The following is a 19,972-nucleotide window of genomic DNA, read 5'->3' as shown; positions in this document are numbered from 1 at the left end:
AGGAGGCGTGACGTGATCCGTTCTGTTCTGTGTCTGACGGCCCTGGTTGCTACTGCCGCCTGTGCGCCGCGTGTGCCCGACAGCGGTGCTGCTGCCGTGATGGCAAGCCAGCGTGCCGCTCAGCAGGCTGCTGCGGCGCAGGCTCCTGTCAGCTTTGGTGCACCGGCCCCGGTGGCCGCTGCCCCCTTGGGCGCTGACAATCAGGTGGTGGCATCCTCTGAACTTGCGGCGCTGGGCATCGGCGGGGCAGGGACGGCGGACCCTGTCGGCCCGCCATTGTCGGCGATCGCCGCGGCCCCCGTGGCCACCAGCAACCCCGGCATTTCGGATGAAAACAACTTTGACGCCGTCGCCTCGCGCGAGACGATCGAATCCGACGCGCAGCGCCGGGCGCAGCTGGCCGCACAGCGCCAGATCGTGATGCCGACCGCAGTGCCGCAGCGGCCAGCCGATACCGGGCCGAATATCGTCGAATACGCCCTGTCTGCGCCCAATCGCAAAGGTCAGGAATGGTATTCGCGGTCGATCTTTGCCAGCCAGCGCACCTTTGAACGCAATTGCGCCGAATATAACTCGCCCGATGCGGCGCAGCGTGATTTTCTGGCGCGTGGCGGGCCTGAGCGCAATGCGCGCGGGCTTGATCCCGACGGCGACGGTTTTGCCTGTGGCTGGGACCCGGCACCGTTCCGCCTTGTGGCGACCGGCAACTGACCCCGATCCGGCATCCGTCCCCCAACTGCGGGCCGCGGCGTGATGGGGCTGTGCCCGATATCATCGTGCTGCATTACACCGCGATGGCAGACCACGCCGCCGCCGCCCGCGTCCTGTGCGACCCCGCACGAGAGGTGTCGGCCCATTACCTGATCGGCACCGACGGCGAGGTTCTTGCCCTCGTGCCAGAGGACCAGCGTGCCTGGCACGCGGGTGCCGGGCGCTGGGGCTGTGTGACGGATGTGAACAGCCGGTCCATCGGGATCGAGCTGTCCAACATCGGCACCTGTCCCTTTGCCGCGGCGCAGATGGATGCGCTGTGTGATCTGGTGGCCAGCATCATGGCCCGCTGGCATATCCCCGCACACCGCGTCATCGGCCATTCGGACATGGCCCCGGGGCGCAAGATCGACCCCGGCGCGCGGTTCGACTGGCGCAGACTGGCGCGCGAGGGGGTGTCGGTCTGGCCCGCGCTGGCCACGCCGGGGGATTTCCGCGCGGACCTCTCGCGGTTCGGCTATACGGCGGATGTGGACGACGACACGCTGCTGGCGGCGTTCCGCCTGCGGTTCAGACCGCGCCACACCGGGCCGCTGGACGACACCGACCGCGCGCTTGCCGCCGATCTGGCGGCGCGGTTTGGCGTTGACGCAAGGGGTTCGCCCCAGTAACGCAAACCCGACACGGATGGCCGGGTGATCGCGGCCGCGCAAGCGGTCGAGGAAAGTCCGGACTCCACAAGGCACGGTGCCGGGTAACGCCCGGCGGGGGCAACCCCAGGGAAAGCGCCACAGAGAACAGACGGCCACGCATGCGTGGTCACGGTGAAACGGTGGGGTAAGAGCCCACCGCGCGACTGGCAACAGAAGCGGCACGGCAAGCCCCACCGGGAGCAATGCCAAATAGGGGCCTCGTGCCGGAGCGATCCGGCAGGGACGCCTGACCCGAGAGGCCCGGGTTGGCAGCCAGAGGGTCGTCGGTAACGACGGCTTTAGACGAATGATCATCCAACCGCAGTAATGCGGGGGACAAAATCCGGCTTATAGGCCATCCGTGTCATTGCGCGCCATGCGCCCACCCTAAACCAAAGCAGAATTGACCGATGGTCAGGGTGCAGGTAATTTAAGGGTCAAACTTGTCTTTGGGGGGCTAAGTATGACGCGTCTCGGCCAAACGACTCGGACAGGGTGCACCGCTGACGCAATCGACCGCGATGATGCGGCCTTGACCGGTGTCATGCCGCAAAATCAGTCCCTGACACTGTCACTGCTTGCCAGTTCACCCGACTGCGTGAAATTGCTGAACCTGGACGGCAACCTCATATTCATGAGCTACGCCGGACAGGGTGCGATGGAAATCGACGACGTCGATGTGATTCTGGGACAGGACTGGTGGGCCCTCTGGCCCGAGGCCGAAACCGACCGACTGCGGGACGCAGTGCAGGCGGCGGCAGGCGGTGAGACGTCGGAATTCGTATCGTTCTGCCCCACGGCCAAGGGCACGCCGCGCTGGTGGGCGGTGACGGTGTCACCGGTTCTCGAGGCGGATGGCACGGTCGGCAGGGTGCTGGCGGTGTCGCGGGATGTGACGACCCTTGTGGATCGTCAGACCGCGTTGGAGGCGGCCCTTGCCGAAAGCGAGATGTTGCGCCGCGAGGTCGATCATCGCGTCAAGAACAGCCTGAGCCTGGTGTCGAGCATGCTGAACATGCGGGCCCGCGCGTCCGACGATGAAAATGTGCGTGAAGCACTGGCTGACGCCGCCATGCGGGTGCGCACTATCGCGTCGGTGCATGACAAGCTGCACCGCGCCATGTCGGACGAGGTGGGGCTGGACGAATATCTGTCATCGCTCTGTGCGGATATCCAGCAGAGCATCGGCGGAACCGTCAGGCTGGACTATGCGGGGCTGGGCCCGGACCTGCGGGTAAAGTCCGAGGTCAGCCTTGCCCTGGGATTGATCGTGGCGGAACTGACCGGCAATGCCTTGCGCCATGCCGAACTGGGGCTTGACGGTCTGATCGGTGTCGATCTGCTACAGCCGTCCGACAACAGCCTTGCGCTGTGCGTGCGCGACAACGGCTGCGGTCTGGCGGCGGATTTCACGCCGGACGGCGCGGGCATGGGCATGATGGTGGTGCAATCCATGGCGGCCAAGATCGGCGGCGCACTGGACTGGGTCGCCATTCCCGAGGGGGGAACCATGTTCCGTGTCGGGTTTGATCTGTAATCCGCAGCTTTTGCGGTTGACTCGGCCCCCGCGCCAGTTAGAAGGCGGACTTCAAGAGATATGATCCGCGCGCGCGAAGCGTCTGCGCCGCGAACAGGAGAGACACCATGGCGAAGCCAACCACGATCAAGATCCGCCTGAACTCCACCGCGGGCACAGGCCATTTCTACGTCACCAAGAAAAACGCCCGTACGATGACCGAAAAGATGGTCATCAAGAAGTACGACCCCGTTGTGCGCAAGCACGTGGAATACAAGGAAGGCAAGATCAAGTAATTGATCCGCCTCTGACGGTTACGCTGGGCCTCGCAATTGCGGGGCCTTTTGCGTTTCAGGCACCCTTGCCCCGCCACATGATGAACAGACCCGCCAGCACGATCAGACCGGACCCGATCCATGTGGCTGCATCCGGGCGTTCCCCGAACAGGACAACGCCAAGTGCGATCCCGAACAGCAGGCGGCTGTAGCGGAATGGCGTCACCGCCGACACGTCACCCGTGCGCATCGCGCGCATCAGGCAGCTATAGGCGACAACTCCGGCTGCGATGGTGCCCGCCAGCCACAGGGCTGTTGGTGCCGTCACCGCACGCAACGCAAAGCCATCCCAGACCGTGTAAAGCGCGCCCGCGATGACCAGGGCAGAGAACCCGTAGAACCCCAGCAGCGTGGTGCTGACCGTCAGCGGGGCGGCACGGCTTGCCAGATCGCGCCCGGCAAACCCGGCCATGCCGATGACCGCCAGCAGCGACAGGGCGCTGAACCCGTCCGTGCCGGGCCGGATGATGATGACGACGCCGATCAGGCCGATGAAAATCGCGGTCCAGCGCCGCCAGCCGACGGTTTCGCCAAACAACAGCGCAGCCCCCGCGACGACGACCAGCGGGGTGGCTTGCAATATGACCGTGGCGGCAGACAGCGGGATCAGCGCGATCGCCAACCCGTAGAACAACCGGCCCGTGATTTCGAACAGGACGCGGATACGCATGGGTCGCGACAGCACGTCCGGCACGAACAGCGGTTGGCCCATCCGTCGCGCCCGCAGGGCAAAGACGGCGGCACCGCCCACCCCAAAGATGATGAGGATCTGACCCAGCGGCAGGGTGGTGGCCGCAGCCTTGATGAACGCATCCTCGACCGCAAAGAACGCCATCGCGCAGACCATGTAGGCGCTGCCGATCAGGTCGGCACGGCGGGCGGTGGCAATGGCTGTCATGGGGCGATCCTGATGCGGGGCAGGATCAGCCTAGCCTGCGACCGGGCAACAAAAAAGGCCGGTCACGCGGACCGGCCTTTGGTCATGGATCTGTCGTGCTGTTTATTCGCGGTTGCCGAACAACTGCAGCAGGAACATGAACATGTTGATGAAATCGAGATACAGGTTCAGCGCACCCATGATCGCCGATTTCGCCAGCCACTCGCTGTCGCCATGCTGTGCGTGTGCGATGTAGTCGTTCTTGATCTTTTGCGTGTCATAGGCGGTGAGGCCCGCAAAGATCAGGACACCCAGAACGGAAATCGCCAGCTGGACAACGCCAGACCCGAGGAAGATGTTCACGATGCTGGCGATGATCAGGCCCACAACACCCATGATGAGGAAGCTGCCCCAGGCCGAGATGTCACGCTTGGTCGTGTAGCCATACATCGACAGCGACGCGAATGCGATCGCGGTGATCAGGAACACCTGAATGATCGACACGCCGGTGTAGACCGCAAAGATCCACGACAGCGAAATACCCATCAGCGCGGCAAAGGCGTAAAAGAACGTCTGCGCGCCGGCGGCCGACAGTTTGTTGATCATCGCGCCAAAGGCGAACACCATGACGAGGGGGGCAAACATCACGACCCATTTCAGCGGGCTGGCCCACAGCGTCGCGCCGAATTCGGTCAGATAGGTGCTGGACCCGATCTGGTAGGCTGTCGGTTCGGTCGAAATCGCCAGACCCGAAATGGCCCAGGCGGCAAGTGCGGTGATCAGCATGCCGACGGACATGATGCCGTAGACCTTGTTCATGTGGGCGCGCAGCCCTTCGTCGATCATAGCCGTGCGGGAGGTGCCCGCGCGGGGGATCGTCTGGTATTGTGCCATTGAGACCTCCTGCAAAAACGTTGCGCCGGATTTTTCGACGCTCGTGCCCGATATTGGCAGGTTGCCCCCTTATTTCAAGTGGTATGGACCTGAAATCGGAGTGATCGGCAAGCCCGAAACCCTCAGGTGCGCCAGTGACGCGGAGAGTCCCAGACGGGGCGTGCAGTGTCGGCTGCGATCTGGGCGCGGGTCAATCCGATGTCGCGCAACTGCGCGTCGGTCAGCCGGTGCATCGCGCGGCGCTGGCGAAATGCCCGGTCGGCGGCAATCAGGCGCGCAAACAGGCCAGGTCGCGGCGTTTCGGCGTGCAGATGCCGTTGGGTCAGGGTCGTCATGATATCATCCTGTGTGAAGTGAATTGGTCAATCTATCTGGATGCTTGATATCTGGGCGCGGTTTATCCATAGTTCAAACGAATATGTCTGAACTGTTGTATCAAGGATTGTGATATGCCCCGAAACATCGACATGACGGCCTTGCGATCCTTTGTCGCGGTGGCGGATTGCGGTGGCGTCACCCGCGCGGCGGGCATCCTGAACCTGACGCAATCGGCGGTGTCGATGCAGTTGCGCCGGCTGGAGGATTCGCTGGGTCTGACCCTGATGGACCGGTCGGGGCGGACCATCGGATTGACGGCGGCGGGCGAACAACTGCTGGGATACGGGCACCGGATGCTGGCGCTGAACGACGAGGTGTTCGCCCGGCTGACCGCGCAGGAATTTTCCGGCGAAATCCGTCTGGGCGTGCCGCATGACATCGTTGATCCCTATGTGCCGCGGGTCTTGCGGGCGTTTTCGACTGAATTTCCGCGGGTGCGGGTGCAGTTGATATCGGCCCCCACCTTGCAGTTGCGCGACATGTTCGACCGGGGCGCATGTGACGTGATCATCACAACCGAGGCCACCCCCGGTCCCGAGGCCGAAACCCTGACCGAGATCCCCTTGGCCTGGGTCGGGGCGATCGGGGGTACGGCCTGGCGCACGCGGCCCCTGCGGTTGGCCTATTGCAGCAATTGCGTCTTTCGGCCCGGGGTGATCCGGGCGCTGGAACAGGCCGAAATCGCATGGGAACTGGTCGTCGAATCGGACGGTGACAGCGCGGTCAACGCCGCTGTCAGTGCCGATCTGGCGGTGCAGGCGGTCATCAGGACCGACATTTCCCGCCAGCACGAGGAAATCGCCCACGGCGGGGCCTTGCCCGATCTGGGCCGGACCAAGATCGCGATGTATGCCCAAGGGGGTGACGCGCCGGTGCTGACGCGCCTGTCGGAACTGGTGCGCGCGGCCTACGGCCAGCGCGAACTGGCTATGGCGTGATCACGACCTTGCCGGTGGCCTGACGGCTGGCCAGCAGGTCCAGGCCCTCGCCCGCGCGGTCCAGCGGCAATGTATGGCTGATGTGCGGACGCAGTTTGCCCTGCGCATAGAGGTCCATCAGGTCCGACAGGCTGTCAGTCAGCGCGTCGGGCGCAAATTTCAGATAGCCGCCCCAGTAGAATCCGATGACGGTGATGTTTTTCACCAGCAGGATGTTCGCGGGGATCTGCGGCACGTCACCGCTGGCAAAGCCGATGGCGATGACCCGCGCCTCGCGGTTGCAGGCCGACAGGGCCGCCTTGAAGGCGTCGCCGCCCACGGGGTCATAGACCACATCGACACCGCCCAGCGCCCTGATCTGCGATTTCAGGTCGCCGTCGGTGCTGTCGATCAGGTGATCGGCGCCGGCCTCGCGGGCGACCGCCAGCTTGTCCGCGCCGCGTGCGACGGCGATGACCCGCGCGCCCAGCGCCTTGCCGATTTCCACCGCCGTCAGGCCCACACCGCCTGCGGCACCCAGCACCAGCAGGGTTTCCCCCGGTTGCAGGCGCGCGCGGCGCGTCAGCGCCAGATGCGACGTGCCATAGGCCACCTGAAACCCGGCGGCGACAGTATCTGGCATCGCGTCCGGCACCGGGCGGCACAGGGCGGCCGGAAAGGTCGCAACGTCAGCAAGGCCGCCCTGACCGCCGAACACGGCCACGCGGGTGCCGATGGCGGGGCCGTCCACGCCCGGACCATGGGCGATCACGGTGCCGCAAACCTCCATCCCGAGGATAAAGGGCGGTTCCGGCGTGTCCTGATAGGTGCCCTTGGCCATCAGCATATCCGCGAAATTCAGACCGCAGGCGGCAATCTTGACTGCGACCTCACCCGCGGCGGGAGAGGGGGTTTCGACCTCTGCCAGGGCTGGCGGGGCGTCAAAGGTCTGGATCTGGAATGCGCGCACAAGGTCACCTTTTGGTCTGCTGTTGCGGCCAGCGGACCGCCTATTCGGTTTGGTGTCAATATGCGGGCACCTATCCGTTTGGATGGGTGACATGACCTTTTAGCCAACTTGCCCCATGGTTGTGCGCGGGTAATCTGTCGTCGCTGGCTGCAACCATGACTTGTTTGGTGTGGCCAGGGGTTTGTGTGCCAGGCCCGGGCTTTGCGGATGGTCCAGCGCGAATTGGCCGGGTCATTTTATTGACGATTGAGGGAAGAGAATGAAACACGAAGTTGATGTGCATGTGGGAAAACGTATTCGCCACCGGCGCTGGATGCTGGGCACGACGCAGCAGCAGCTGGCCGAGGCTGTTGGGATCAAGTTCCAGCAGATCCAGAAATACGAGACCGGCATGAACCGTGTCAGCGCCTCGCGCCTGTGGGATATCTCCAAGGTGCTCGAGGTGCCGGTTGCATTCTTTTTCGAGGGGATCGACCTGGAGGAGCAGGACAACCAGAAAGGGACGCCCGGCGACCTGTTGTCCGACAAGGAAGCGCTGGACCTGCTGCGGTCCTATTACGCGATCCCCGAAAACCAGCGCCGCCGCCTGTTCGACCTTGCGCGTGTCCTGAGCGACGCAGCCTGAGCCGGGTTTGAGACCTTTTGCGGTTCGCGATGGCAAGTCAGCGGCAAGCGAAGTAGGTCCACAGCCAAGAATTATGCTGTCGAGGCTTCATGATACTGCTGACTGACGAACTGAAATCCGACCTGCAAAAGGTTGCCCTTGCGGCCGCCGATGCCGCGCGTGACGTGACACTGTCCTATTTCCGGTCCCCGACGCTTGAGGCTGAAAACAAGGACGCCGACGGGTTCGATCCCGTGACCCGCGCGGACCGCGAGGCCGAACTGGCGATGCGTGCCGTGATTCAGCAGGCGCGCCCGGACGACGGCATACTGGGAGAGGAATTGCCGACCGTCACGGGGCGTAGCGGGTTGATCTGGGTGCTGGACCCGATCGACGGCACGCGCGGGTTCATCAGCGGCACCCCGACCTGGGGGACGCTGATTTCGGTGGCCACCATCGGCGGACCGGTTTTCGGTATCATCGACCAACCGTTCATCAAGGAACGGTTCATCGGCGGCTTCGGCGTGGCCGAGGTGCGCGGACCGCATGGCACCCATCCCCTGCGCACCCGGTCGAGCCGCGCGCTCGAAGCAGCGACGCTGCTCAGCACCTTTCCCGAGGTCGGGACCAAGACGGAATATCGCGCGTTTCGTGCCCTGTCCGAACGGGTGCGGCTGACGCGCTACGGGATGGATTGCTATGGTTATGCGCTGCTGGCGGCAGGGCAGGTAGATCTGGTCGTCGAGGCCGGGTTGAATGCCTATGACATTCAGGCCCCGATCAGCGTGATCCAGGCCGCCGGCGGCATCGTGTCCAACTGGCAGGGTGGTGCGGCCTACAGCGGTGGTCAGGTCATTGCGGCGGCCAATGCCGATGTGCATGCGGTCGCGCTTTCGATCCTGCAGGATGCGCTGCATGACTGAACGTCTGTTGCGCGGCGCGCAATGCGTCGTGACGATGGATGACAAGGGCAGTGAACACGCGGCATGTGACATACTGATCCGTGACGGCGTGATTGCCGGGATCGGGCGGGGCCTGACGACCCGTGGTGACGTGGTGGACGTGACGGGATGCGTGGTCACGCCGGGGCTGATCAACACGCACCATCACCTGTATCAATCGCTGACGCGTGCCGTGCCGGGGGGACAGGATGCGCTGTTGTTCGGCTGGTTGCAGACGCTCTATCCCATCTGGGCGCGGTTCGGGCCCGAGGACATGTTCGTCTCCACCCAGACCGGGCTGATCGAGCTGGCATTGTCGGGCTGCACCACGACGGCGGATCACCTGTATCTGTTTCCCAACGGGGCGCGGCTGGATGACACCATTGCCGCCGCCGCAGAGGTCGGTTTGCGGTTTCATCCCACGCGCGGCGCCATGAGCATTGGTGTCAGTGATGGCGGGTTGCCGCCCGATGTGCTGGTGGAACGCGAGGCTGCGATCCTGGAGGATTGCATCCGCGTCATCGACGCCTTTCACGACCCCAGGCCGGGGGCCATGGTGCGGGTGGGCGTGGCACCTTGTTCGCCGTTTTCGGTCAGTCGTGACCTGATGCGGGATGCGGCGCTGCTGGCGCGGGACAAGGGCGTGATGCTGCACACGCATCTGGCCGAAAACGACGAAGATGTGGCCTATTCGCTGGCAAAGTTCGGGTGTCGCCCCGGGGAATACGCGCAGGATCTGGGCTGGACCGGTCCCGATGTCTGGCACGCACATTGCGTAAAGCTGGACGCAACCGAGATTGACTTGTTCGCCCGTACCGGGACCGGCGTTGCACATTGTCCCTGTTCCAACTGCCGCCTGGGGTCCGGGATCGCGCCGGTGCGCGCGATGCTGGATGCGGGCGTGAACGTGGGGCTGGGTGTGGACGGATCGGCCAGCAACGACGCGGCCAATCTGATCGGCGAGGCGCGACAGGCGATGCTGTTGCAGCGCGTCAGCCGCGGTGCCGATGCAATGAGCGCACGCACAGCCCTGCGGCTGGCGACCCGTGGCGGCGCAGCGGTATTGGGCCGCGATGACGTGGGCCAGATCGTGCCCGGCATGCGGGCCGACCTTGCGGTCTGGGATGTTTCCGGGATCGCGGCCGCTGGCAGTTGGGATGCGGCGGCGCTGGTCCTCGCGGGACCAACACGCGTGCGGGATCTGTTTGTCGAGGGCCGCGCCTTGGTGCGCGACGGACGTGTCACGACGGTCGATAGCGCGGCCGTGATCGCGCGGCAGAACGCGCTCGCGGCAAGGTTGGCCGAAAGGGCTTGATCGGCGCAAACCTGTCCGCGGCTGGCAAAAATCAGCGCAAGATCGCGGCAGGGCTATGCGGAACGCCTGCTTCGTGGCAATTGAACCGCCATGAAAATATTCGCCCTGCTCCTGGCCCTTGCGGTGTCCGCCTGCGTGCCCGTTCCGGTGCCTGTCATCACCGTGTCGGACGGTGCGCCACGGCAGGCATTGGCTGGCAACCCACCCGCCTTTGCCGGATTTGACCGTCAGCTGAACGCGGCACGCACGCAGGCCGGGCGTGCGCCGTTGGTGTCCAATGCGGCACTGGACCGGGTGGCGGCGGATTTTGCCGGTGAGCTGGCGGCGCGTCGGGCGCTCACGCACCGCGACAGGAACGGCGGCAACGCCATGGCCCGCGCGCGTCGTGCCGGGGTTGCGGCCTGCGGTGTCGGCGAAAATATCGCACAGGGCTACGGCACCTCCGATCAGGCCTTTGCGGGTTGGATGGCCTCACCTGCGCATCGCCGCAACATGCTGAACGCGACCTATACTAACTACGGGATCGGCACCGCCGACGGCTATTGGGTCATGGTAATGCTGCTGCCCTGCTAGAGTGTGGCTGTTTCGGTTGGCGGTAAGAGCTGATCGGCGTAGTCGGACGAGGCGATCTGTTCAGTTCCTACCCTGCGGCAACCCGCCGCCCGGCCACCCAGACGTCGCGGATGGCGCGGTCGTCACCCATCATGATCGTGGGAAAGAGCGCCTCCCAGATGTCGTCGGCGCAGGCGTGGCGCTGGGCGATGGCGGGGGTCGAGGCGAGGTCGATCACGCAGAGGTCGGCCATGGCCCCGGCACCCAGGTGACCGATCTGGCCGCCCATGTGCAGCGCCCGCGCGGCCCCTTCGGTCGCCAGCCACATCAGTTGGGCCGGGTGCAATGGCGTGCCGCGCAACTGGCCGATCTCATAGGTGGCGGCCATGACGCGCAGCATGGAAAAACTGGACCCGCCGCCGGTGTCCGTGGCCAGCCCGATGCGTAGGCCCGCCCTTGCCAGCCCCATCATGTCGAACAGCCCGGACCCGATAAACGTGTTGGAGGTCGGGCAATGGATGACGGCGGCGCCGACCTCTGCCAGGCGGTCAACCTCGCGTGGTTCAAGATGGATTGCGTGGCCGTATAGGCCGCGCGCGCCGAGCAGGCCGTGCGCCTCGTAGGTATCAAGGTAGTCGCGGGCGTCGGGGTAGAGGTCGCGGACCCATGCGATCTCGTCCACTTGTTCGGACAGGTGGGTCTGCATCAGGCAATCGGGGTGTTCGGCCCAGAGCGCGCCAAGCGCCGACATTTGATCCGGCGTCGAGGTGGGTGAAAACCGTGGCGTAATGGCATAGGTGGCGCGGCCCTGTCCGTGCCAGCGATCCAGCAGAACCTTGCTGTCGTCATAGGCCGTTTGCGCGGTGTCGCGCAGGTTGTCGGGCGCATTGCGGTCCATGCAGGTCTTGCCGCCGACGACGGCCATGCCGCGGGCCGCTGCCGCCTGAAACCACGCGTTCACCGAGGCGGGGTGGATCGTGCAGAAACTGGTCAGCGTGGTTGTGCCATGCGCAAGGGCGAGGTCCAGCGTCCGGCCTGCGATCATGTCGGCATAGGTGGGATCGCTGAACTTGGCTTCCTCTGGGAAGGTATAGGTGTTCAGCCAGTCGATCAGGCGTTTGCCCCAGCTCGCGATCATGGCGGTCTGCGGGTAGTGCATGTGCGCATCAACGAACCCCGCGCAGATCAGCGCGTCGCCGTAGTCGGTGACGGTGGCATCTGGGTGGACGGCGCGCAGAGATTCGGCGGGGCCCACATCCCGAATACGCCCGTCGCGGATCAGGACCGCCCCTGCGCTGTGGTGCCGGGTGGCCGCCTGCCAGTCGGCCAGCGCGTCACCGGTGAATTGCAGGGTTTGCCCCAGAAGAAGATGTTCTGTCATGTCCGCACCCTATGTGGCGGCCCAGGCAGGCACAATCACCCCGATGCGCTGTTGTCGCCACGTCCGCGCAAGCTATGCTGAGGGCAAGCCAGCCAAGGGGACCGCCATGTCAGACGCGCAGATCGAACCGGAGGTCCCGGAGGACGACAACGAAGAAGCCTTCGGCATCACCGACCGGGTGGTGTCCGATGTGATTGCGGCGATCGACGCCCGCAACGCCGAGGATATCGCGGCGCTGCTGGAACCGCTGCACCCCGCCGACATCGCCCATCTGATCGAGGTGATCGACGCACGTCCCCGGCGCGAGCTGATGGAGCTGTGGAAGGGCATCGACGGCGAGGTGCTGTCGGAACTCGACGAGAACCTGCGCGAGGAAATCATCGACCTGATGCAGCCGGCAGAGCTGGTCGAGGCGATGCGCGATCTGGACAGCGACGACGTCGTCGATCTGGTCGAATATCTGGATCCCGAACAGCAGGATCTGGTGCTGGATGCCCTGTCGCCCACGGACCGCGTGGTGGTCGAGAAATCACTGACCTACCCCGAGGAATCCGCCGGTCGCCACATGCAGGTCGAACTGGTACGCGCGCCGGAACACTGGACCGTTGGCGATACGATCGATTTCCTGCGGTCGGACGTGACGCTGCCGGACCAGTTCTATCACATCATTCTGGTTGATCCGCGGCTCAAGGCGGTTGGCTATGTGACTCTTGGGCGGGTGCTGTCGCATCCGCGCGCGACGCCTTTGCGCGATCTGGTCGAGGACACGTTCCGAACGTTCAACGTGTCGCAGGACGTCGAGGAGGTCGCGCAGGCGATCAACCACTATCACATGATCACGGCCCCCGTGGTGGATGACGACGGCCGGATCGTGGGGGTCATCACCATCGACGACGCCATGGCGTTCCTCGAAGAAGAAGCCGAAGAAGACCTGCTGCGTCTGGCTGGTGTGGGCGAGGGCAGCCTGTCGGACCGGGTCATCGAAACGACGAAACAGCGCGCGCCCTGGCTTGCGGTGAATCTGGCGACGGCGATCCTGGCGTCACTGGTGATTTCACTGTTCGAGGGCACGATTTCGTCGCTGGTGGCACTCGCCGTGTTGATGCCGATTGTTGCGTCGATGGGCGGAAACGCCGGCACGCAGTCACTGACCGTGGCGGTGCGTGCGCTTGCGACGCGCGATCTGACCGGGTCCAACGTCTGGCGGGTCATCCGGCGCGAGGTGCTGGTGGGCCTGATCAACGGGTTGTTGTTCGCCGTGGTGATGGGGGTTGTCGGGCTTGTGTGGTTTGGCTCACCCATGCTGGGTGTCGTGATCGCGGTGGCGATGGTGATCAACCTCGTGGTGGCGGGGCTGGCGGGCACGGGGGTGCCGATCATCCTGGACCGGTTGAACATCGACCCCGCGCTGGCGTCGGGTGCATTTGTGACGACGGTGACGGATATCGTCGGTTTCTTTGCCTTTCTGGGGCTGGCGGCACTGTGGCTGCTGTGACCAAGGCGCAGGCGCGGGCCGATGCCTTTGCCCGGCGGGCGGCGGCGCATGCGATGACCAAGGCCCCGGCGGGCAAACTGTCGGAATTCCTGGCAGGCCACCGTGGCGTGCCACTGGCGGGCTATGCCGCGATGCGCAGCGAAATCGACCCGCTGCCCGCAATTGCGGAGGCAGCCGCGCACGGACCGGTTGCCATGCCGGTGGTGATGGCCAAGGATCAACCGCTGCAATTCCGCGCCTGGACGCCGGGTTGTGCGATGGTGCCGGGTGACTTTGGCGCGCTGGTGCCGGCGGCGGGCGATTGGATCATCCCGCAGATCGTCATCGTGCCGCTGGTCGCATTCGACAGGTGCGGCGGGCGGCTGGGCTATGGCGGTGGGTTTTACGACCGCACGCTGGAACAGCTGCGCGCCCATGGACCGGTGCTGGCCGTGGGCTTTGCCTATGGGGCGCAAGAGGCAGAGGATCTGCCGCTGGAACCGACGGATCAGCCGCTGGACCTGATCGTGACGGAACGCGCGATCCTGGAGGTCCGGGGCGGGTAAGTTCACGACACGACGTCCGGTTCCCCTTGCGGCAGGTCGGGCAGGGGCCTAACACCGAGCCTATGAAAATCATGTTCTTGGGCGACGTCATGGGACGCGCCGGCCGTCGCGCCATCACTGACCACCTGCCGCGTCTGCGCCGCGACTGGAAATTGGATTTCGTCGTCGTCAACGGCGAGAACGCGACGAATGGTGCGGGACTGTCACCCGACCATGCGCGGCTGATCCTGGATGCAGGGGCCGATGTCGTCACGCTGGGCGATCACGCCTTTGACCAGCGCGACATGATGGCGTTCATCGAAAAGGAGCCGCGCGTCCTGCGGCCCATCAACTTTGCCAAGTCGGCCCCCGGCGTGGGTGCGCGTGTGTTCACCGATGCGCGTGGTCGCAAGGTGCTGGTGGCGCAGGTGCTGGGGCAGGTGTTCATGAAACGCCCGTTCGACGATCCGTTTTCGGCGCTTGATGCTGTGTTGAAACAATACCCGATGGGCGGGCAGCTGGCCGCGTCGCTGGTGGATATTCACTGCGAGGCGACATCCGAGAAGATGGCCGTGGGCCATTATTGCGACGGGCGTGCCAGTATCGTGGTCGGCACCCATACCCATGTGCCGACGGCGGATGCGATGATCCTGCCGGGGGGCACGGCCTATCTGTCGGATGCGGGCATGTGCGGCGACTATAACTCCGTGATCGGCATGCAAAAGGACGAACCCCTGCGCCGGTTCATTACGGGGATGCCCAAGGGCCGGTTCCAGCCTGCTGAAGAAGACGCCACGCTGTCGGGGCTCTATGTCGAAACCGACGACCGCACAGGCCGCGCCACGCAGACCCATATGGTGCGCCAGGGCGGGCGGTTGCAACAATCGGGGCCCGTCTGACCCGTCGTGCCACCCATTGCAGAGCACTGACGGCCGGGCGATGATGCTGAGGCAACTTTTAAGGCGATGACCATGATTCCCGCGGAATTTCTGAATGACCATCAGGCGGCGGTGACGCTGGGCGTTCTGGGCGTCATGTTCGTGCTGTTCCTGCGCGAGATTTACCCGACCGAGGTGGTCGCGATGGCCGGGGCAGGGGTGCTGCTGTTCACGGGCATCCTGCCCTATGAGGATGCGGTTGCCGTTTTGTCAAACGCGGCACCCTGGACCATTGCGATGATGTTCATCGTCATGGGCGCGCTGGTGCGGACCGGGGCACTGAACTATGTCACGCAGGCCGCCGAACGCGCGGCGCGGCGTAACCCGCGGCAGGCCATGGGCGGCGTGATGGGGTTCGTGATCTCGGCCTCTGCCTTCGTGAACAACACGCCGGTCGTGGTCGTCATGCTGCCGGTGTTCATCCAGATGGCCCGCACCATGAAAATCGCAGCGTCCAAGCTGCTGATCCCGCTGTCCTACGGGTCCATCGTCGGCGGCACGCTGACGCTGATCGGCACCTCGACCAACCTGGTTGTGGACGGTGTCGCGCGCCAGTCGGGGATGGAGCCTTTTGGGATTTTCGAGGTCACGCCGATCGGGCTGGTAATTGCCGTCTGGGCGATGCTGTATCTGGTGATATTCGGCAACCGGCTGCTGCCGGACCGGACCAGCATGGCCGCCATGTTATCGGACCGGTCCAAGATGCGGTTTTTCACCGAGGCCGTGATCCCCCCCGAGAGCAACCTGATCGGGCGCGAGGTCTCGGGCGTGCAGTTGTTCAAGCGCGACGGCGTGCGCCTGATCGACGTGGTGCGCGGCGATGCGTCCCTGCGTCACGATCTGGAGACCGTCGAATTGCAGGTCGGTGACCGCGTGGTGTTGCGCACCGCCATGTCGGAAATCCTGTCGTTGCAGGCAAACAAGGAGCTGCGCCGCGTTGACCAGTTGTCGGCGGTGGAAACCACCACGGTCGAGGTGCTGATTTCCCCCGATTGCAAGATGGTGGGTCGGTCGCTGGGGGCGATGCGTTTGCGGCGGCGTTACGGTGTCTATGTCCTCGCCGTGCACCGGCGGGACAAGAACATTCGCCAGTTGCAGGACGTGGTGGTCAAGGTCGGTGACACCCTGCTGCTGGAAGGCGCGCCAGAGGATATTCAGCGACTGGCACTGGAAATGAAGCTGGCGGATGTGTCCAAACCGTCCGAACGCGCCTACCGCCGCAGTCACGCGCCCATCGCCATTGCGACCATGCTGGGGATCGTCGTGCTGGCCGCACTGGGTGTGGCGCCCATCCTGCATCTGGCGTTTCTGGGTGTCGTCATCGTGCTGATGACGGGCTGTATCGACGCGGACGAGGCCTTTGCCAGCGTGGACGGGCCGCTGTTGGCGCTGATTTTCGGGATGCTGGCGGTCGGGGCCGCACTGGAATCCTCGGGCGCGGTGGAAATCATTGCCAATGCCATCGCGCCGACCTTGCAGACCATGCCGCCGTTCGTCGTGATTTTCTGTGTCTACGCGCTGTCAATGGTGTTGACGGAACTGGTGTCGAACAACGCCGTGGCCGTCGTCATTACGCCGATTGCAATCGGTCTGGCAAGCGCGCTGGGGCTTGATCCGCGACCACTGGTGATTGCGGTGATGATGGCGGCCTCGGCCAGTTTTTCCACGCCCATCGGCTATCAGACCAACACGCTGGTTTACGGTCCCGGCGGGTACAAGTTTACCGACTTTTTGCGGGTCGGTGTGCCGCTGAACCTGAGCCTTGCGGTCATCTGTTCCATCGCGATCCCGATGATCTACCCGCTGTGATGCTTGCGGGGCAGGGGCGGGCTGCGCTATAGCCCGCTGACACAAATTTCTGCAAAAGGATTCCCGCCATGGCCGGACATTCCAAATGGGCGAACATCCAGCATCGCAAGGGTCGTCAGGACAAGATCCGGGCCAAGCTGTTTTCCAAGCTGAGCAAGGAAATCACCGTCGCCGCCAAGATGGGCGACCCTGATCCCGACAAGAATCCGCGCCTGCGTCTGGCCGTCAAGGAGGCGAAATCGTCATCCGTGCCAAAGGACGTGATCGAGCGCGCGATCAACAAGGCCGTGGGCGGCGATGCCGAAAACTATGACGAGATCCGCTACGAAGGCTACGGCCCCGGCGGTGTGGCCGTCATCGTCGAGGCGATGACCGACAACCGCAACCGCACCGCGTCGTCGGTCCGTTCGACATTTGCCAAGAGCGGCGGAAACCTGGGCGAAACCGGCAGCGTCGGCTACATGTTCGACCGCAAGGGTCAGATCGTCTATCCCGCGTCTGTCGGTGACGAGGACACGGTCATGATGGCCGCACTCGAAGCGGGTGCAGAGGACGTGCAGTCGGACGACGAAAACCACGTCATCCTGTGCGAAGGGACCGATCTGAACGACGTGTCCACGGCATTGGAGGCCGCATTGGGCGATGCGGAATCCACCAAGCTGATCTGGAAGCCGAACATGCAGACCGAGTTGGACCTGGAAGGCCTGACCAAGCTGATGCGCCTGGTCGAGACACTGGAAGACGACGACGACGTGCAGAATGTCACCACCAACGTCGACGCCAGCGACGAGGTCATGGCCGCCTACGCCAACAGCTAACGCGGCCTGATCGGGTGATGCGCAAAGGGCCTCCTGCGGGGGCCCTTTTTGTATGGTGCATCGGTGGTGCGAAGCTGTATGGCGGCGAAAAGCCGTGCTTGCGGATTGCCGTCCAGCCGCGTCACCGCGGTCCGTCTTGGCGGTCGCTTCGGGATGAAAACCCCGGCAGAACACCTGGAAACCCAGCGCCGCGATAACGGCGCTGTTGCGGATCGTGCAATCAAAGACGGCGCCGACCATGACCTTGGCCAGACAGCCATCGGCAAGCAGGTCTCCGAAGGGGCCGAAACGCTCTGCCCCGCCGCCATCCACGACGAAGATATCCCCGGCTGCGGCGTGATGGACCGCGCGGCGGATCGCGCCATTCTGGCCCGGTGTGATCCGCGCGGTGCAGGCCCGGCCCGCGATGCGATTGCCGGGGATCAACGGCCTGATCGCGGACGCAATGGCGCGCACGCGCGGATCGGCATTGCACAGATTGCCCGTCGGAAAGGCTGCAAAATCAGTTGGGGTCATGGGCGGGGATCATGCCTTTCAAGGAAATCCGCCATCGCAGTCCAAAGCGCGGGCGGGTTGGACTACATCGGGAAATGCCCTGAATGCAGGATCGCGATCACGTTGACACCTGTCGCAGGCAGATCCCCGAGCTACGAAAGATGGCGGTTTTGTGCGCCATGGATGAAGGCGCGCGGACAGGACAAACCCGTGAACATCTTCATCAGTGGTGCATCGCCGGACAGGCCCAACATGGAGGTAAAGATCGGTTGATACGACATGTCGCGCACTTTGGCGGGCAAGGCCGCCGCATAAAGGCCAAAGCCATATTCCGCGCGATGGCGCACCCGGTCGATGAACGCTTTGACAAAACCTGCGGGCGTGTCGGCCGGGTGCGCGATGATCTGGCGCGACAGAAAACAATCTTCTGGCGCGATATTCCTCTCGATATTAATGGACCTCAGGATCCGATCCGGCTGTTCATGCGTCAGCAAAAGCGCGGTGAGGCCCCCCCATCGCATGCCCGGACAAGTGGAAACGTGCGATGCCAGAGGTATCGCAGGCAGTCAGCGCAACCTTGACCAGAAACGGGATCGACAGCGCCTGAGGCGAGCTGACCCGAGACGCACCGCACCCCGGCGCATTCCAAAAGATCAGGCTGCGGTCCCGAAATTCGGGCGCATCGACAGATCGGCGTAGTCTTCCTTGGTCGAGCCGAAGCCGTGCAGGCATACCAATGGCGGCCGGGTTCCTGCGCGATGCCGATAGGCCAAATGGACCGTGCCCTCTGCAAAGTTCAGATCAAGCGTCCCCGAGTCCATTTTTTGGTCCCCTGACAGGCTTTTCGTATCCAATTGATCTAAATCGCAGATGCTTCGTTAGTGTCATGACAATATTTCCGCATGATCGACGCAAGAGATAAACAAATACTGTCGCTTCTTCTGCACGATGCCGCGATTTCCAAGGCAGATATCGCCCGACAGGTCGGTCTGGCCCCCTCGGCGATTTCAGAACGCGTGCGCAGGCTGGAAGCTGACGGCGTCATCCGGGGTTACGAAGTGCGGCTGAACGCCCATGCGCTTGGGAAACCACTGCTGGCGTTTGTCTTGGTCACGGACGCCAAGCCAAGCCTCGGTTTTGACGCTGCCGCTGCCCTGTCCGGCGTGACTGGGTTGGAGGAGCTGCACAAGATCGCGGGAGACGATTGCTACCTGCTCAAGATCCCTGCGTCGGGGATTGATGAGCTGAACCACATCATCGAAACCCAGATCAATCCGGTCCAGCCGGTCACGCGTGTGGGCACGACGATCGTCCTGAGCGCTGTTGCCGGGCGCCCGTGCATGGCGGGTCATTCAATTTGATGACGTGACAGCGTCCGTGGGAATGACGGCCCTCGGCCTTGGCAAACCGGACATTGGGTGCACCGCGTCACAGAAGCAGCTGCGTGCATGAAACCGCCCTCGGAACCGGCGCAGCGCTTGGTGAAATATGCTTTTGTTAAAGTTGAGTTGTCGTTGGGGGCGTGGGTGGTTGACCGGAGGCACGCGCATGGAAACCCATTCGATGTGCCGGACCAATGTGACGCAGGTTCACAAATAGATTGTCACCCTGCGTGCTGTTCAGCCTCAGCACAGGCGAAAAAGTATCGCAGAGCGCAGGTCAAATCGGCGATTTTTCGGTTATTGCCCGCAAGATCAGCCGCTGGCGGCGCTTTGGCATATGTCCATATTGATTACAAATTGCCAAATATTTGACCAATTCCGAAACTACGAGGCCTCAGCGTGGGTGTCAGCCCATGGTGATCAGCCCG

Annotated in this window: 22 protein-coding genes, 1 other RNA gene and 1 pseudogene; 16 read left to right on the top strand and 8 right to left on the bottom strand. The window is 63.8% G+C overall.

Annotated elements, in window-relative coordinates:
- Window positions 1-12 precede the first annotated feature (12 nt).
- The 5 genes from AN189_RS15515 (at window position 13) to rpmG (ending at window position 3,215) form a co-directional block, all read left to right on the top strand.
- Window positions 13-711 carry a hypothetical protein gene (locus AN189_RS15515; RefSeq protein WP_367379450.1) on the top strand — a complete coding sequence of 233 codons (699 nt, stop codon included), beginning with the start codon at window positions 13-15 and terminating at the stop codon, window positions 709-711.
- 59 nt (window positions 712-770) lie between these two features.
- Window positions 771-1,382: an N-acetylmuramoyl-L-alanine amidase gene (locus AN189_RS15510; protein ID WP_056038134.1), complete on the top strand. Its 612-nt coding sequence runs from the start codon at window positions 771-773 to the stop codon at window positions 1,380-1,382.
- A gap of 12 nt (window positions 1,383-1,394) precedes the next feature.
- Window positions 1,395-1,770: RNase P RNA component class A (gene rnpB / locus AN189_RS15940), an RNA gene on the top strand.
- A 96-nt stretch (window positions 1,771-1,866) separates the two neighbouring features.
- On the top strand, window positions 1,867-2,940 hold the full coding sequence (locus AN189_RS15505; protein WP_056037894.1) for a sensor histidine kinase: 1,074 nt from the start codon (window positions 1,867-1,869) through the stop codon (window positions 2,938-2,940).
- Window positions 2,941-3,047: 107 nt separating this feature from the next.
- Window positions 3,048-3,215, top strand: a complete 168-nt coding sequence (gene rpmG / locus AN189_RS15500) for a 50S ribosomal protein L33 (protein WP_008233681.1) — start codon at window positions 3,048-3,050, stop codon at window positions 3,213-3,215.
- A gap of 55 nt (window positions 3,216-3,270) precedes the next feature.
- Here rpmG and AN189_RS15495 read toward each other — a convergent pair whose 3' ends face one another.
- The 3 genes from AN189_RS15495 to AN189_RS15485 form a co-directional block, all read right to left on the bottom strand.
- Complete coding sequence (locus tag AN189_RS15495) at window positions 3,271-4,152, bottom strand: DMT family transporter (protein ID WP_056037890.1); 882 nt, start codon at window positions 4,150-4,152, stop codon at window positions 3,271-3,273.
- 102 nt (window positions 4,153-4,254) lie between these two features.
- Entirely contained in the window at window positions 4,255-5,025 is a 771-nt protein-coding gene (locus AN189_RS15490) for a Bax inhibitor-1/YccA family protein (protein WP_056037888.1), read from the bottom strand.
- 122 nt (window positions 5,026-5,147) lie between these two features.
- Window positions 5,148-5,360, bottom strand: coding sequence for a DUF1127 domain-containing protein (locus AN189_RS15485; RefSeq protein ID WP_056037885.1), 213 nt, complete (start codon window positions 5,358-5,360; stop codon window positions 5,148-5,150).
- A 114-nt stretch (window positions 5,361-5,474) separates the two neighbouring features.
- Between AN189_RS15485 and AN189_RS15480 the strand changes: the two genes are divergently transcribed.
- A complete protein-coding gene (locus tag AN189_RS15480) occupies window positions 5,475-6,341 on the top strand; it encodes a LysR family transcriptional regulator (RefSeq protein ID WP_056037880.1) in 867 nt (288 codons plus the stop codon).
- Here the strand turns inward: AN189_RS15480 and AN189_RS15475 are convergent.
- A complete protein-coding gene (locus tag AN189_RS15475) occupies window positions 6,331-7,290 on the bottom strand; it encodes an NADPH:quinone oxidoreductase family protein (protein WP_056037879.1) in 960 nt (319 codons plus the stop codon). The genes AN189_RS15480 and AN189_RS15475 overlap by 11 nt on opposite strands.
- Before the next feature lie 259 nt (window positions 7,291-7,549).
- Here AN189_RS15475 and AN189_RS15470 point away from each other — a divergent pair, with 259 nt between their 5' ends.
- From AN189_RS15470 to AN189_RS15455, 4 genes are all read left to right on the top strand, one after another.
- Window positions 7,550-7,915, top strand: coding sequence for a helix-turn-helix domain-containing protein (locus AN189_RS15470; protein WP_056037875.1), 366 nt, complete (start codon window positions 7,550-7,552; stop codon window positions 7,913-7,915).
- An 89-nt stretch (window positions 7,916-8,004) separates the two neighbouring features.
- Window positions 8,005-8,817: an inositol monophosphatase family protein gene (locus AN189_RS15465; RefSeq protein ID WP_056037872.1), complete on the top strand. Its 813-nt coding sequence runs from the start codon at window positions 8,005-8,007 to the stop codon at window positions 8,815-8,817.
- A complete protein-coding gene (locus tag AN189_RS15460; protein ID WP_056038129.1) occupies window positions 8,810-10,150 on the top strand; it encodes an 8-oxoguanine deaminase in 1,341 nt (446 codons plus the stop codon). The genes AN189_RS15465 and AN189_RS15460 overlap by 8 nt, the downstream gene beginning before the upstream one ends.
- 90 nt (window positions 10,151-10,240) lie before the next feature.
- Entirely contained in the window at window positions 10,241-10,723 is a 483-nt protein-coding gene (locus AN189_RS15455; RefSeq protein WP_056037870.1) for a CAP domain-containing protein, read from the top strand.
- A 67-nt stretch (window positions 10,724-10,790) separates the two neighbouring features.
- Here the strand turns inward: AN189_RS15455 and guaD are convergent, their stop codons facing one another.
- Entirely contained in the window at window positions 10,791-12,083 is a 1,293-nt protein-coding gene (gene guaD, locus AN189_RS15450) for a guanine deaminase (RefSeq protein WP_056037867.1), read from the bottom strand.
- A gap of 106 nt (window positions 12,084-12,189) precedes the next feature.
- Here guaD and mgtE point away from each other — a divergent pair, with 106 nt between their 5' ends.
- The 5 genes from mgtE (at window position 12,190) to AN189_RS15425 (ending at window position 17,667) form a co-directional block, all read left to right on the top strand.
- Window positions 12,190-13,578 (top strand): magnesium transporter, encoded by a 1,389-nt coding sequence (mgtE, locus tag AN189_RS15445; RefSeq protein ID WP_056038126.1) that lies wholly within the window; start codon window positions 12,190-12,192, stop codon window positions 13,576-13,578.
- Window positions 13,566-14,123: a 5-formyltetrahydrofolate cyclo-ligase gene (locus AN189_RS15440; RefSeq protein WP_301281463.1), complete on the top strand. Its 558-nt coding sequence runs from the start codon at window positions 13,566-13,568 to the stop codon at window positions 14,121-14,123. The genes mgtE and AN189_RS15440 overlap by 13 nt, the downstream gene beginning before the upstream one ends.
- Before the next feature lie 62 nt (window positions 14,124-14,185).
- Complete coding sequence (locus AN189_RS15435; protein ID WP_056037864.1) at window positions 14,186-15,001, top strand: TIGR00282 family metallophosphoesterase; 816 nt, start codon at window positions 14,186-14,188, stop codon at window positions 14,999-15,001.
- Window positions 15,002-15,073: 72 nt separating this feature from the next.
- Complete coding sequence (locus tag AN189_RS15430; protein WP_056038119.1) at window positions 15,074-16,849, top strand: SLC13 family permease; 1,776 nt, start codon at window positions 15,074-15,076, stop codon at window positions 16,847-16,849.
- Window positions 16,850-16,917: 68 nt separating this feature from the next.
- Entirely contained in the window at window positions 16,918-17,667 is a 750-nt protein-coding gene (locus tag AN189_RS15425) for a YebC/PmpR family DNA-binding transcriptional regulator (protein WP_056037861.1), read from the top strand.
- A gap of 132 nt (window positions 17,668-17,799) precedes the next feature.
- Here AN189_RS15425 and AN189_RS19740 read toward each other — a convergent pair.
- The 3 genes and pseudogenes from AN189_RS19740 to AN189_RS19505 all read right to left on the bottom strand — a co-directional run.
- Window positions 17,800-18,183 (bottom strand): annotated as a pseudogene (locus AN189_RS19740) (RraA family protein); the annotation flags it as partial.
- Window positions 18,184-18,314: 131 nt separating this feature from the next.
- Window positions 18,315-18,683 carry a hypothetical protein gene (locus AN189_RS19510; protein ID WP_216597755.1) on the bottom strand — a complete coding sequence of 123 codons (369 nt, stop codon included), beginning with the start codon at window positions 18,681-18,683 and terminating at the stop codon, window positions 18,315-18,317.
- Window positions 18,684-18,815: 132 nt separating this feature from the next.
- Window positions 18,816-18,983, bottom strand: coding sequence for a hypothetical protein (locus AN189_RS19505; protein WP_216597754.1), 168 nt, complete (start codon window positions 18,981-18,983; stop codon window positions 18,816-18,818).
- A gap of 81 nt (window positions 18,984-19,064) precedes the next feature.
- Between AN189_RS19505 and AN189_RS15415 the strand changes: the two genes are divergently transcribed.
- Window positions 19,065-19,523 carry an Lrp/AsnC family transcriptional regulator gene (locus AN189_RS15415; protein ID WP_056037858.1) on the top strand — a complete coding sequence of 153 codons (459 nt, stop codon included), beginning with the start codon at window positions 19,065-19,067 and terminating at the stop codon, window positions 19,521-19,523.
- The last annotated feature ends 449 nt before the right edge of the window (window positions 19,524-19,972 follow it).

Origin of the sequence: Loktanella sp. 3ANDIMAR09, from assembly GCF_001420005.1 — a bacterium.
In the GTDB taxonomy this organism is placed as follows: Bacteria; Pseudomonadota; Alphaproteobacteria; order Rhodobacterales; family Rhodobacteraceae; genus Loktanella.
Note: the sequence above shows the minus strand (reverse complement) of the source record. Positions and strands in the feature narration are given on the sequence as shown.